Below are 14879 nucleotides of genomic sequence, written 5' to 3'. Positions count from 1 at the left end.
CCGTGAGTGGACGCTACTGAGCGCTGACCTGGGACCCAACCCCTAGGGACCCCTCATTCACCGTCCCCGGCAGGTGTCCGAGCCGGGCCGGCGGACCGTCAGCGGAGCTGCCCGGCGAGCGCCGGGAGGATGGCCCGGGGCCGGCCCGCCGGAGTGGCGCGGCGCCGCCACTCGCGGGGATAGCCGACGGACACCTCCTCGAACCGGACGCCGTCGTAGCGGGTGCTGCGCGGGATGTGCAGGTGCCCGTAGACGGCGACGCGGGCGTCGTAGTGCAGGTGCCAGTCGGCGGTGAGGTCGGTGCCGCACCACTGGGCGAACTCGGGGTGGCGCAGGATCCGGGTCGGCTCGCGGACCAGCGGGTAGTGGTTGACCAGCACGGTGGGCAGGCCGTTGCGCTCGGCGTCCAGCCGCCGTTCGGTGCGGATGACCCGGGCCCGGCACCACGCGTCCCGGCTCGGGTACGGGTCCGGGTGCAGCAGGATCTCGTCGGTGCACACCACCCCGGTCTCGTGCGCCAACGCCAGCGCCTGGGCCCGGTTGTAGGTGCCCGGTGGCCGCCACGAGTGGTCGTACCCGACGAACAGCGGCACCACCAGCACCGGGTCGCCGTCGGCGTCCCACACCGGGTAGGGATCCTCGGGCGTGAGGACGCCGAGCCGCCGGCACAGCGCCACCAGGTGCCGGTAGCGGGCCTCGCCGCGCAACTGCACCGGGTCGTCGCGGGGCGTCCACAGCTCGTGGTTGCCGGGCGCCCACACCACCCGGGCGAAGCGCCGGGCGAGCAGGCCGAGCGCCCATTCGACGTCGTGCAGGTACTCACCGACGTCCCCGGCGACGATCAGCCAGTCGTCGTCGCCGTCGGGGCGCAGCCGTTCGACCAGCTCACGGTTCTCGGCGTACCCGACGTGCAGGTCGCTGATGGCGAGCAGCCGGCCACCCCTAGCCCCGTCCGCACCCCTAGCTCCGGCACCGGTCACGACTTGCCGAACTCTCGCTGGATGATGGCGAAGATGTCGTCCTCACCGGCGTCGGCCAGGTCGTCGGCGACCGGAGCGGCGGCCGGCGGCGCGGCGTCACCCCGCCAGCGGGCCAGCAACTCCTCCAGCCGGTGGGTGACCTGGGCGTCACGCCGCTCGTCCGGCACCGCGTCAAGCAGCCGCGCCAGGCGGTCGATCTCGGCGGTGACGCCGTCCGTCCCGGGCCGTAGTTCCCGACCCAGGTGTTCGGCGAGCGCGGCCGGGGTGGGGTGGTCGAAGACCAGCGTGGTGGGCAGCGCCAGACCGGTCGCGGCGGTGAGCCGGTTGCGCAGCTCGACCGCGGTGAGCGAGTCGAAGCCGAGGTCCAGGAAACCGCGTCCGGCCCGGACCGTGGCCGGGGTGCGGTGCCCGAGCACGGTGGCGGCTTCGGCGCGTACCAGGTCGAGCAGGATCCGGTCCCGTTCCGTGGGGCCGGCGGCGGCGAGGCGGTCGCGCAGCGCCGCCGGGGCGTCCGCGTCGGCCGCCGGGGTGCCGGCGCGGTCGGCGGTGGCCTCCGGGATGCCGGCGAGCAGCGGGCTGGGCCGGCGGGCGGTGAACGCGGCGGCGAACCGTTCCCAGTCGACGTCGGCGACGACCACGGCGGTGTCGTCCCGGTCGAGCGCGCCCTGGAGGGCGGTCACCGCGAGGTCCGGGTCGAGCGCGGGCAGGCCGCGTCGGGCGAGTTGGTCCCGCTGTTCGCCCTGGGCCATGCCGGCGCCGGCCCACGGTCCCCAGGCCACGGCGGTGCCGGCCGCGCCACGGGCACGTCGCCGGGCGACGAGCCCGTCGAGATACGCGTTCGCGGCGGCGTAGCCGGCCTGCCCGGCGGAGCCCCACACACCGGCGATGGAGGAGAACACCACGAACGCGTCCACCTCGGGCAGCAACGCGTCCAGGTTCGCCGCGCCGTCGACCTTGGCGCGCAGCACGTCGGCCAGTTCCGCGCCGGTCATCGCGGCGAGCGGGGTGGCCTGGGCGGCGCCGGCGGCGTGCACGACGGCGCGAACCGGCTGCCGGCCGGCGGCCAGCCCGTCGAGCAGCCCGACCAACGCGGCCCGGTCGGCCACGTCACACGCCGCCACCGTCACCCGCACCCCACCGGCACCCAGACGCTCGACCAACTCCGCCGCACCCGGCGCATCCGGCCCACGCCGGCTCGTCAACACCACATGCTCCGCACCCGCACCGGCCGCCCACTGCGCGACCCGCGCACCCAACGCACCCGTACCACCGGTCACCAGCACCGTCCCGGAGAACCGGAACTCCCGCCGCACCGGATCATCCGTGGCCCGCACCAACCGCCGGGCGAACACCCCCGACGACCGCACCGCCACCTGATCCTCACCACCACCGGCCAACACGCCACACACCCGACGCACCACCCGGTCATCCAGCACAACCGGCAGATCCACCAGACCACCCCAACGGCCCGGCACCTCCAACCCCGCCACCCGGCCGAGCCCCCAGGTCCCCGCCGCGACCGGATCAACCAGCGCATCGGTGGCACCCACCGCCACCGCACCCCGCGTCACCCACCACACCGGACCGGAGAGGCCGGCCTCCGTGGCGGCCTGCACGGTGGCCAGTGCCGCGCCGGCACCGGCGCCGCCGAGCGCGAGCAGCGACACCATCCCGGCGGCCGGTTCGGCGTCGCGCAGCGCCTTGGCGAGCAGTTCCCGGTCATCGTCCGGCCCGTCCAGCCGTACCGGCCGCACGTTCGCGCCGGCCGAGGTCATCCCGGCGGTCAGGGCCGCGACCAGCGTGTCGTCGATGCCGGCGTACGGCATCAGCAGCAGCCACGTCCCGGTCAGCGTCGCGGTCGGCTCGGGTACCCCCGACCAGTCGACCCGGTAGCGCCACGAGTCGGCGGTGGCGCGTCGCCGGCCGGCGGTCCGCCACCGGGCGAGCGCCGGCAGCAGTTCGGCGACCGGCCGCTCGGTGCGGAACTCCGGGTCGAGGGCGGTGAGGTCGGCCTGCTCGACGGCGGCCCAGAACTCGGCGTCCGTCTCGCCGCCTCCGCCCGGCGCCGCCTGCGGGGTGTCCTCCTCGGACAGCCAGTACCGGGTGCGCTGGAACGCGTAGGTGGGCAGGTCGACGATTGCGGGCCGCCGGCCGTCGCGGGTGAACCAGGCCGCCCAGTCGATGCGGGTACCGCTCACGTGCAGCCGAGCCACCGCCGTGGTGAGCGCGGTGACCTCGTCCTGGTCCCGCCGCAACGCCGGAATGTGGTGCACCGGCCGGTCGACCGGGGTGTCGGCGGCCATCGCGGTCAACGTCGCGTCCGGACCGACCTCCAGGAACGTGCCCACACCCAGTTCGTGGAGCGTGGCCACCCCGTCGGCGAAACGGACGGCCTCGCGCACGTGCCGCACCCAGTAGTCCGGACCGGCGATCTCAGCGGGGTCGGCGAGCCGGCCGGTCAGGTTCGACACGATCGGCAGACGCGGAGCCTGCCAGTCCAGACCGGCGATCGCGGCCCGGAACCCGGCCAGCATCGGCTCCATCAACCGGGAGTGGAACGCGTGACTGACCGTCAACCGCTTCACCCGCCAACCTTCAGCGGTGCACTCCCCCGCGATCCGGTCCAGATCCGCCACCGGCCCGGACAGCACCACCGACGACAGACCGTTCACCGCCGCCACATCCACCCCGGAACCAGGAACCGCCCCCAGGCCGACTCCCGACTCCGCACCACCACCGCCGGACGACAGCAGCTCCCGAACCTGCGACTCCGACGCGCCCACCGCCAGCATCCCACCACCGGCCGGCAACGCCTGCATCAACGACCCCCGCGCCGCCACCAGAGCACACGCGTCCGCCAACGACAGGACACCCGCCACGTGGGCGGCGGTCACCTCACCGATCGAATGCCCGGCCACGTAGTCGGCGGTCACGCCCCACGACGACAACAACTCCCACAACGCCACCTCGACCGCGAACAGGCCCGCCTGCGTATAGGCCGTCTGGTCCAGCAGGTCACCGCCGTCGAACACCACCTCCCGCAGCGAACGGTCGAGGCGACCCTCGAACCCGGCACACACCCGATCGAACGCATCCGCGAACACCGGAAACGCCGCATACAACTCCCGACCCATACCGGCCCGCTGCGCACCCTGACCGGTGAACAACACCGCCCGCCGACCCGACGACACCTCCCCGGTCACCACGCCGGGCGCGGACGCATCCTCCGCGACGGCCGACAGGCCGGCCAGCAGCGCGTCCCGATCCGTACCGACCACCGCCGCCCGGTGCGTCAACCCGGCCCGCGCGGTCGCCAGCGAGAAGCCGACCTCGACCGGCGACACCTCGGGGTGCCGCCGCAGGTGGTCGCGCAACCGGGCCGCCTGACCCGCCAGGGCTTCCGCCGACCGGCCCGACACCAGCCACGGCACGACCGGCACCGCGACGGTGGCACGAGCCTGCTCGGCCTCGACCGACGGTGGCTCCTCAAGGATGACGTGGGCGTTGGTGCCGGAGATGCCGAACGAGGACACCGCCGCGCGGCGCGGCCGGTCCACCGCCGGCCACTGACGCGCCGACGTGACGAGGTCCACCGCACCGGCCGACCAGTCCACCTTCGACGACGGTCGGTCGACGTGCAGCGTGGCCGGCACCACGCCGTGCCGCAGGGCGAGCACCGCCTTGATGACGCTTGCCGCGCCGGCCGCCGCCTGGATGTGCCCGATGTTGGACTTGATCGAGCCCAACAGCAGCGGTTCGGTGCGGTCCTGCCCGTACGTGGCGAGCAGCGCCTGCGCCTCGATCGGGTCGCCGAGCGTGGTGCCGGTGCCGTGCGCCTCCACCATGTCCACGTCGGCGGTGGTGAGGCGCGCCGAGGCGAGCGCGGCCCGGATGACGCGCTGCTGGGCGGGCCCGTTCGGCGCGGTGAGCCCGTTCGAGGCGCCGTCGGAGTTGACCGCCGAGCCACGCAGCACAGCGAGGATCCGTCGGCCGTCGCGTTGGGCGTCGGAGAGTCGTTGCACCAGCAGCACGCCGACGCCCTCACCCCAGCCGGTGCCGTCGGCGCCCTCGGCGAACGACCGGCACCGCCCGTCCGGGGCGAGCCCGCCCTGCCGGGAGAACTCGACGAAGGTGGCCGGCGAGGCCATCACGGTCACGCCGCCGGCCAGCGCCAGCGTGCACTCCCCGCTGCGCAGCGACTGGGCGGCCAGGTGCAGCGCGACAAGCGACGACGAGCAGGCCGAGTCCACGGTCACCGCCGGCCCTTCGAGGCCGAGCGCGTACGCCACCCGGCCGGACAGCACGCTGGTGGCGGTACCGGTGAGCAGGTGCCCGCCGACGTCCTGGTCGCGGCCCATCGCGGTCGAGGCGTACCCCTGGAAGCTGGCGCCGGCGAAGACGCCGACGCGTTCCCCGCGCAGCCGGGCCGGGTCGATGCCGGCCGACTCGACCGCCTCCCACGACGTCTCCAGCAGCAGCCGCTGCTGGGGGTCCATCGCGAGGGCCTCGCGGGGGGAGATGCCGAAGAAGTCGGCGTCGAACGCCGCCGCGTCGTAGACGAATCCGCCCTGCCGGGGGAACGAGGTGTCGGAGAGGCGGCCGGCGAGGAACCGGTCCCAGCCCCGGTCGAGCGGGAAGTCGGCGATGCCGTCCCGTCCGGCGGCGAGCAGCTCCCACAGTTCGTCCGGGCCGGTCACGCCGCCGGGGAGGCGGCACGCCATGCCGACGACGACGATCGGGTCACCGTCGACCGCGACGGCGGCGCCGGGCGTCTCGGTGTCCGCCGGCTCCCCGGTCAGCGTGGCGGCCAGGTACGTGGCCAGGGCCGCCGGGGTCGGCTGGTCGAAGACGAGCGTGCTCGGCAGCGTCAGTCCGGTCTCGGCGGTGAGCCGGTTCCGCAGCTCGACGGCGGTGAGCGAGTCGAAGCCCTGCTGCTGGAACGCCCGGTCCGCGGCCACCGCGTCGGCGGCCGGATGGCCGAGCACCGCCGCGGCCTGGGTCCGGACCAGGTCGAGCAGGTGGCCGGCGCGTTCGGCGGGGGTGAGCGTGGCGAGCCGGCGAGCGAGCGGGGACGGGCCCTCGGCGGGCGTGGCCTGGGCGGGCCGGGCCTCGGGGAGTTCGTCGAGCAGCGGGCTGGAGCGCAGCGCGGTGAACGCGGCGGCGAACCGCTCCCAGTCGACGTCGGCGACGACCACTGCGCTGTCGTCCCGGTCGAGCGCACCCTGAAGGGCGGTCACCGCCAGGTCCGGGTCGAGCGCGGGCAGGCCGCGTCGGGCCAGGTGCTCCCGCGCCTCGCCGCCTTCCGCCATGCCGCCACCGGCCCACGGTCCCCACGCCACGGCGGTGCCGGCCGCGCCACGAGCACGTCGCCGGGCGACGAGCCCGTCGAGATACGCGTTCGCGGCGGCGTAGCCGGCCTGCCCGGCGGAGCCCCACACACCGGCGATGGAGGAGAACACCACGAACGCGTCCACCTCGGGCAGCAACGCGTCCAGGTTCGCCGCGCCGTCGACCTTGGCACGCAGCACGTCGCGCAGCTCGTCGGCGGTGACGTCGACAAGCGGGGTGAACTGCGGTGCGCCGGCGGCGTGCACGACGGCGCGGACCGGTTCGGCGGCCAGCCCGTCGAGCAGCCCGGCCAACGCGGCCCGGTCGGCCACGTCACACGCCGCCACCGTCACCCGCACCCCACCGGCACCCAGACGCTCGACCAACTCCGCCGCACCCGGCGCATCCGGCCCACGCCGGCTCGTCAACACCACATGCTCGGCACCGCTGTCGGCCGCCCACTGCGCGACCCGCGCACCCAACGCCCCCGTGCCACCGGTCACCAGGACCGTCCCGGAGAACCGGAACTCCCGCCGCACCGGATCATCCGTGGCCCGCACCAGCCGCCGGGCGAACACCCCCGACGACCGCACCGCCACCTGATCCTCACCACCACCGGCCAACACGCCACACACCCGACGCACCGCCCGGTCATCCAGCACCACCGGCAGATCCACCAGACCACCCCAACGGCCCGGCACCTCCAACCCCGCCACCCGGCCGAGCCCCCAGGCCCCCGCCGCGATCGGATCGGTTTCGGTGTCCGTGGCGCTCACCGCCACCGCGCCCCGCGTCACCCACCACAGCCGGCCGGTGACGTCGCTGTCGGCGAACGCCTGCACCGTGGCCAGTGCCGCCCCGGGCTGCGGGTCGAGCAGCGTCAGTACCCCGGCGACGTCGCCGCCGGTGGCGGCGGCGCGGAGCCGGTCGGCCGTCTCCCGCCGATCGGTGGGCACGTCGAGCACCACCGGCACGACGTGGGCGCCGTGCGTGGCCAGGCCGGCGACCAGCGGGTGATCGACCTGGTCGGCCGTGGTCAACACCAGCCACGTCCCGGTCAGGCCGGTCGGGGGTACGGAGGCCAGTGGCCGCCACTCCACCCGGTAGCGCCAGGAGTCGACGGTGGCGCGGTCCCGTCCGGCCCGCCGCCAACGGGCCAACGCCGGCAGCAGGTCCCGCAGCGGCTGGTCGGCGGCGAGCCGTAGCTCGTCGCCCAGGCCGGTGAGGTCCTCCCGTTCCACCGCCGCCCAGAACCGGTCGTCGAGGTCGCCACCGCCGGTCCGGGTGACGGGCGCGGTCTCCGGCCAGTACCGGGTGCGCTGGAACGCGTAGGTGGGCAGGTCCACGATGGCGGGCCGCCGCCCGTCCCGGGTGAACCAGGCCGCCCAGTCGATGCGGGTGCCGGTCACGTGCAGTCGGGCCAGCGCCGTGGTCAGCGCGGTGACCTCGTCCTGGTCCCGCCGCAACGCCGGAATGTGGTGCACGGGCCGGTCGGTCGGGGTGTCGGCGGCCATCGCGGTCAACGTCGCGTCCGGACCGACCTCCAGGAACGTGCCCACACCCAGTTCGTGGAGCGTGGCCACCCCGTCGGCGAAACGGACGGCCTCGCGCACGTGCCGCACCCAGTAGTCCGGACCGGCGATCTCAGCGGGGTCGGCGAGCCGGCCGGTCAGGTTCGACACGATCGGCAGACGCGGAGCCTGCCAGTCCAGACCGGCGATCGCGGCCCGGAACCCGGCCAGCATCGGCTCCATCAACCGGGAGTGAAACGCGTGACTGACCGTGAGCCGCTTCACCCGCCAACCCTCGGCGGTGCACTCCCCCGCGATCCGGTCCAGATCCGCCACCGGCCCGGACAGCACCACCGACGACAGACCGTTCACCGCCGCCACATCCACCCCGGAACCAGGAACCGCCCCCAGGCCGACTCCCGACTCCGCACCACCACCGCCGGACGACAGCAGCTCCCGAACCTGCGACTCCGACGCGCCCACCGCCAACATCCCGCCACCGGCCGGCAACGCCTGCATCAACGACCCCCGCGCCGCCACCAGAGCACACGCATCCGCGAGCGACAACACACCCGCCACGTGGGCGGCGGTCACCTCACCGATCGAATGCCCGGCCAGATAGTCGGCGATCACGCCCCACGACGACAACAACTCCCACAACGCCACCTCGACCGCGAACAGGCCCGCCTGCGTATAGGCCGTCTGGTCCAGCAGGTCACCGCCGTCGAACACCACCTCCCGCAGCGAACGGTCGAGGCGACCCTCGAACCCGGCACACACCCGATCGAACGCATCCGCGAACACCGGAAACGCCCCGTACAACTCCCGACCCATACCGGCCCGCTGCGCACCCTGACCGGTGAACAACACCGCCCGCCGACCCGACAGCTCCTCCCCGGTCACCACACCCGGGGCGGCATGCCCGTCGGCCACCGCGGACAGGCCGGTGAGCAGCGACTCCCGGTCCGGAGCGACGACGGCCGCCCGGTGCTCCAACGCGGCGCGCGTGGCGACCAGCGACCATCCGACCTCGGCCGGGGTGACCTCGGCGTGCTCGCGCAGGTGGTCGAGCAGCCGGGCCGCCTGCCCGGCGAGCGCCGGGGCCGAGCGGGCCGACAGCAGCCACGGCGTGACCGGCAGCGGGGCGACAGCGTCCGGCGTGGGTGCGTCCTCGACCGGTGTGGGCGCTTCCAGGATGACGTGGGCGTTGGTGCCGGAGATTCCGAACGAGGACACCGCCGCCCGGCGCGGCCGGTCCACCGCCGGCCACTGACGCGCCGACGTGACGAGGTCCACCGCCCCGGCCGACCAGTCCACCTTGGACGAGGGTGCGTCCACGTGCAGCGTGGCCGGCACCACGCCGTGCCGCATGGCCAGGACCGCCTTGATGATCCCGGCGACCCCGGCAGCGGCCTGGGTGTGGCCCAGGTTCGACTTCACCGACCCGAGCAGCAACGGCTCGGCCCGCTCCTGCCCGTACGTGGCCAGCAGCGCCTGCGCCTCGATCGGGTCACCCAACGTGGTGCCGGTGCCGTGCGCCTCCACCACGTCCACCTCAGCGGCGGACAGTCGGGCGTCGGCGAGCGCGGCCCGGATGACCCGCTGCTGGGCGGGCCCGTTGGGGGCGGTCAACCCGTTGGACGCGCCGTCCTGGTTCACCGCCGAACCGCGCAGCACGGCGAGGATCCGCCGGCCGTCGCGCTGGGCGTCGGAGAGTCGTTGCACCAGCAGCACACCGACGCCCTCACCCCAGCCGGTGCCGTCGGCGCCCTCGGCGAACGACCGGCACCGCCCATCAGCGGCGAGCCCGCCCTGCCGGGAGAACTCGACGAACGCGCCGGGGGTGGCCATCACGGTCACGCCACCGGCGAGTGCCAGGTCGCATTCGCCGGCGCGCAGCGACTGGGCGGCGAGGTGCAGCGCCACCAGCGACGACGAGCAGGCGGTGTCCACGGTCAGCGCCGGCCCTTCGAGGCCGAGCGCGTACGACACGCGGCCGGAGAGCACGCTGGCGGAGGCGCCGGTCGCGCCGTAGCCGGCGAGGTGCTCGCCGCCGTACCGGATGAGGTGGTCGAAGTCCTGCCCGTTGGTGCCGGCGAAGACGCCGACCCGGCTGCCGCGCAACGAGGACGGGTCGATCCGGGCGTCCTCGATCGCCGCCCAGGACGTTTCCAGCAGCAGCCGCTGCTGCGGGTCCATGGCGACCGCCTCGCGGGGCGAGATGCCGAAGAACTGTGCGTCGAACGCGCCGGCGTCGTCCAGGAAGGCGCCCCGGGTGACGTCGGGCGGCAGCGCGGCCAGGTCCCAGTGCCGGTCGCGCGGCAGGTCGGTCATGGCGTCGACGCCGTCGGCGAGCATCCGCCAGAACTCCGTCGGGGAAGCGGCTCCGGCGGGGAAGCGGCAGCCCATGCCGACGATGACGATCGGGTCGTCGTCGACCGGGCGTACCGCCGTGGTGGTGGTCCCGGCGGGCCCGCCGGCCAGCTCGGCGCGCAGGTGGGCGGCGAGGGCCTCGGGGTTGGGATGGTCGAACGCCAGCGTGGCGGGCAGCGTGAGTCCGGTCGCGGCGTCGAGCCGGTTGCGCAGCTCGACGGCGGTGAGGGAGGTGAAGCCGAGGTCCCGGAACGCGCGCCGGTGCGGCACCTGGTCGGCGCCGCCGTGTCCGAGGACGGCGGCGATCTCGCTCCGGACCAGTTCGCCGAGAGCGTCCTGCTGTTCAGCCGGGGTGCGGCCGGCGAGCCGACGCCGCAGCGCGGCGGAACGGTCCTCCTCGGCGGCGACGGGGGTGGTGGTGAGCAGGTCGCGGAGCAGCGGGTCGGGTCGCTGGCCGGGGGCGGCGGCGATCCGGTCCCAGTCGACGTCGGCGACGACGAGGTGGGTCTCGTCGCGGTCGAGCGCCCGGTGGAACGCGCGGATCGCGCGGTCGGGGTCCATGGCGCGGACGCCGCCACGGGCCATCCGGCGTTCGAACTCGCCGGCGCTGACGCCGCCGTCGGCCCAGAGCCCCCAGGCGACGGCGGTGGCGGGCAGCCCTTCGGCGCGGCGGCGGTGGGCGAGCGCGTCGAGCCAGGCGTTTCCGGGCGCGTAGTTGCCCTGGCCGGGGCCGGCCATGGTGCCGGCGAGGGAGGAGAAGAGCACGAACGCGGTGACGTCGTGGTCGCGGGTCAGCTCGTCGAGGTGGCGGGCCGCGTCGACCTTGGCGCGCAGCGCGGTGGCCATCCGGTCGACGGTGAGCGCGTCGGTGACGGTGTCGTCGAGGGCGGCGGCGGTGTGCACGACGGTGCGCAGCGGCGCGTCGGCGGGGACGGCGGCGAGGAGGTCGCGCAGCGCGTCCCGGTCGGCGGCGTCGCAGGCCGTGATCGTGACGCGGGTGCCCTGGGCGGTCAGTTCGTCGCGCAGCTCGGCCGCGCCGGGCGCGTCGGGACCGCGCCGGCTGATCAGCAGCAGGTGCTCGACGCCTGCGGCGGCGAGGGCCCGGGCGACGTGTGCGCCGAGCGCGCCGGTGCCGCCGGTGACGAGCGCGGTGCCGCGCGGGGTCCAGCTCTGCGGCGCGGCGGCGGGTCGGGTGTCCCGGACCAGCCGTCGGGTGTACGCGCCGGCCGCGCGTACCGCCACCTGGTCCTCGGCCGGCGCGCCGCCGAGCAGCCGGCGCAACTGGGGTACGGCACGCGGGTCGGGCGTCGGCGGCAGGTCGACGAGACCACCCCAGCGGTACGGGTGTTCGGCGCGCAGCGCGCCGCCGAGTCCCCAGAGCAGCGCCTGGTCGGGGGCGACGGCCGGGTCGGTGGGCTCGACGGCGACGGCGTCGCGGGTGGCGACCCAGAGCCGGGCGGTGCTGCCGGCGTCGCCGAACGCCTGCGCGAGCGTGACCGTGCCGGCGAGCCCGGCGGGCACGGAGACGCTGTCCGGGTGGGCGCCGGTGGCCAGGCCGAGCAGCGACAGCACGGTCCCGGCCGGCGGCGAGGCGGTGAGTTCCCGGGCCAGGTCGGCGCGGCCGTGACCGGCCGGCACGGTCAGGACCCGGACGCCGGGCCCGGTCAGCGCGTCGATCCACCGCCGGCCCGCCTCGTCCGCCTCGGCCGGTACGACGAGAAGCAGGTCATCGACGTCGGGCCCGGTGGGGTCCGGCAGTGGCTGCCAGGTGACCCGGTAGTGCCAGGAGTCGAGTGTGGCTTCGCTCTCCCGGCGGCGTCGCCACGCGGAGAGCGCGGGCAGCACGTCGGCGAGCGGCGTGTCGGGGTCGACGGCGAGCGCGGCGGCGAGGCCGTCCACGTCCTCGTTCTCGATCACCTGCCAGAACGCCGTGTCGTCGGGCTCGCCGCCGTGGTGGCGGGTGCGGGCGTCGAGCCAGTAGCGCCGGTGCTGGAACGCGTAGGTGGGCAGGTCGACGGTGGCCGGCCGCCGCCCGTCGCGGGTGAACCAGGCCGCCCAGTCGATGCGGGTACCGCTCACGTGCAGTCGGGCCACCGCCGTGGTGAGCGCGGTGACCTCGTCCTGGTCCCGCCGCAACGCCGGAATGTGGTGCACCGGCCGGTCGGCCGGGGTGTCGGCGGCCATCGCGGTCAACGTCGCGTCCGGACCGACCTCCAGGAACGTGGACACGCCCAACTCGTGCAGCGTGGCCACCCCGTCGGCGAAACGCACCGCGTCCCGGACGTGCCGCACCCAGTAGTCCGGACCCGCGATCTCAGCGGGATCGGCGAGCCGGCCGGTCAGGTTCGACACGATCGGCAGACGCGGAGCCTGCCAGTCCAGGCCGGCGATCGCGGCCCGGAACCCGTCCAGCATCGGCTCCATCAACCGCGAGTGGAACGCGTGACTGACCGTGAGCCGCTTGACCCGCCAACCTTCGGCGGTGCACTCCCCCGCGATCCGGTCCAGCTCCGCCACCGGCCCGGAGAGCACCACCGACGACGGCCCGTTCACCGCCGCCACATCCACACCGGACGCCAACGCCCGGACCTGGGACTCCGACGCGCCCACCGCCAGCATCCCGCCACCGGCCGGCAACGCCTGCATCAACGACCCCCGCGCCGCCACCAGAGCACACGCGTCCGCAAGCGACAACACACCCGCCACATGGGCGGCCGTCACCTCACCGATCGAATGCCCCGCCAGGAAATCAGCCGTCACCCCCCACGACGACAGCAACTCCCACAACGCCACCTCCACCGCGAACAGGCCCGCCTGCGTGTGAACCGTCTGATCGAGCAGGTCACCGCCGTCGAACACCACGTCCCGCAACGGCCGGTCCAGGCGGCCCGCGAACCCGGCACACACCCGATCGAACGCGTCCGCGAACACCGGAAACGCCGCGTACAACTCCCGACCCATACCGGCCCGCTGCGCACCCTGACCGGTGAACAACACCGCCCGCCGACCCGACGACACCTCCCCGGTCACCACACCGGACGCCGTCCCGCCGTCGGCCACCGCGGACAAGCCGGTGAGCAGCGACTCCCGGTCCGGGCCGAGCACCACCGCGCGGTGTTCCAGCGCGGCGCGCGTCGTCGCGAGCGACCAGCCCACCTCGGCCGGGGGCAGCTCGGCGTGCGCCCGCAGGTGGTCGGCCAGCCGTGCGGCCTGGCCGGCGAGGGCCGCCGTCGACCGCGCCGACAGCACCCACGGGGTGGTCGGTGGCAACCCGGCCGGCGGCGTCTCCGGCGACGGCTCGGGTTCCGGGGCCTCGATGATGACGTGGGCGTTGGTGCCGGAGATACCGAACGACGACACCGCCGCCCGACGCGGCCGGTCCACCGCCGGCCAGGGACGCGCCGACGTGACGAGGTCCACCGCGCCGGCCGACCAGTCGACGTGGGAGGAGGGGGCGTCGACGTGGATGGTCTGCGGCACGAATCCGTGCCGCATGGCGAGGACCATCTTGATGATCCCGGCGACCCCGGCGGCGGCCTGGGTGTGGCCCAGGTTCGACTTCACCGACCCGAGCAGCAGCGGCTCGGCCCGCTCCTGCCCGTACGTGGCCAGCAGCGCCTGCGCCTCGATCGGGTCACCCAGTCTGGTGCCGGTGCCGTGCGCCTCCACCACGTCCACCTCGACAGGTGACAGCCGCGCCGAGGCGAGGGCCGCCCGGATCACCCGCTGCTGGGCCGGACCGTTCGGCGCGGTCAACCCGTTCGACGCGCCGTCCTGGTTCACCGCCGATCCGCGTACCACGGCGAGGACGCGGTGGCCGTGGCGGCGGGCGTCGGAGAGTCGTTCCAGCAGCAGCACGCCGACGCCCTCGGACCAGCCGGTGCCGTCGGCGCTGTCGGCGAACGACTTGCACCGGCCGTCCGGGGCGAGGCCGCGTTGCCGGCTGAAGTCGACGAACGTCTCCAGCGTGGTCATCACGGTGACACCGCCCGCGAGGGCCAGCGCGGATTCGCCGGAGCGCAGCGACTGCACGGCCAGGTGCAGCGCGACGAGCGACGACGAGCAGGCGGTGTCGACGGTGAGCGCCGGGCCCTCCAGGCCGAGCGTGTAGGCGACCCGGCCGGAGAGCACGCTGCTGGCGGTGCCGCCGCCGATGAACCCGTCGACCGTGTCGGGCACCTCGTCGAGCCCGGCCGCGTAGTTGTGGTACATCATGCCGGCGAACACGCCGACCCGGTTGCCGCGCAACGACAGCGGGTCGATCCGGGCGTCCTCGATCGCCGTCCAGGACGCCTCCAGCACGAGCCGCTGCTGCGGGTCCATGGCCAGCGCCTCGTACGGGGAGATGGTGAACAGCTCCGGGTCGAAGTTCCCGGCGTCGTGCAGGAAGCCGCCTTCCCGGGCGTACGTGCTGCCCCGCCGTTCCCCGGTCGGGTCGTACGCCCGCTCGGTGTCCCAGCCCCGGTCGGTGGGGAAGCCGGTGATGCCGTCGCCGCCGGCGGCGACCAGTTCCCACAACTGCTCGGGTGAGCGGACGCCGCCCGGGTAGCGGCAGCTCATCCCGATGATGGCGATCGGTTCGTGGTCCTTGGCGTCGGCCGCCCTCAGCCGTTCGCTGGTCTCGTGCAGGTCGGCGGTGACGCGCTTGAGGTACTCACGGAGCTTGGCTTCGTTCGCCATCGGGTAT

The 14879-nt window shown here is 74.9% G+C and carries 2 protein-coding genes; both read right to left on the bottom strand.

The features are described 5' to 3' along the window. Positions 1-98: 98 nt before the first annotated feature. Complete coding sequence (locus OG767_RS16090; protein ID WP_405089287.1) at positions 99-980, bottom strand: metallophosphoesterase family protein; 882 nt, start codon at positions 978-980, stop codon at positions 99-101. After that, positions 977-14872 carry a type I polyketide synthase gene (locus tag OG767_RS16085; protein WP_405089286.1) on the bottom strand — a complete coding sequence of 4632 codons (13896 nt, stop codon included), beginning with the start codon at positions 14870-14872 and terminating at the stop codon, positions 977-979. Before OG767_RS16085 ends, OG767_RS16090 begins: the two co-directional genes overlap by 4 nt. Positions 14873-14879: the final 7 nt, after the last annotated feature.

It is taken from the genome of Micromonospora sp. NBC_01392 (genome assembly GCF_045040125.1).
Classification (GTDB): Bacteria; Actinomycetota; Actinomycetes; order Mycobacteriales; family Micromonosporaceae; genus Micromonospora.
The sequence above is the reverse complement of the archived record's forward strand: the minus strand, read 5'-3'. Positions and strand labels throughout refer to the sequence as shown.

Coding starts and splice junctions, on each gene's coding strand:
- OG767_RS16085 (WP_405089286.1), bottom strand. CDS start 14,872: ATGGCGAACGAAGCCAAGCTCCGTGAGTACCTCAAGCGCGTCACCGCC.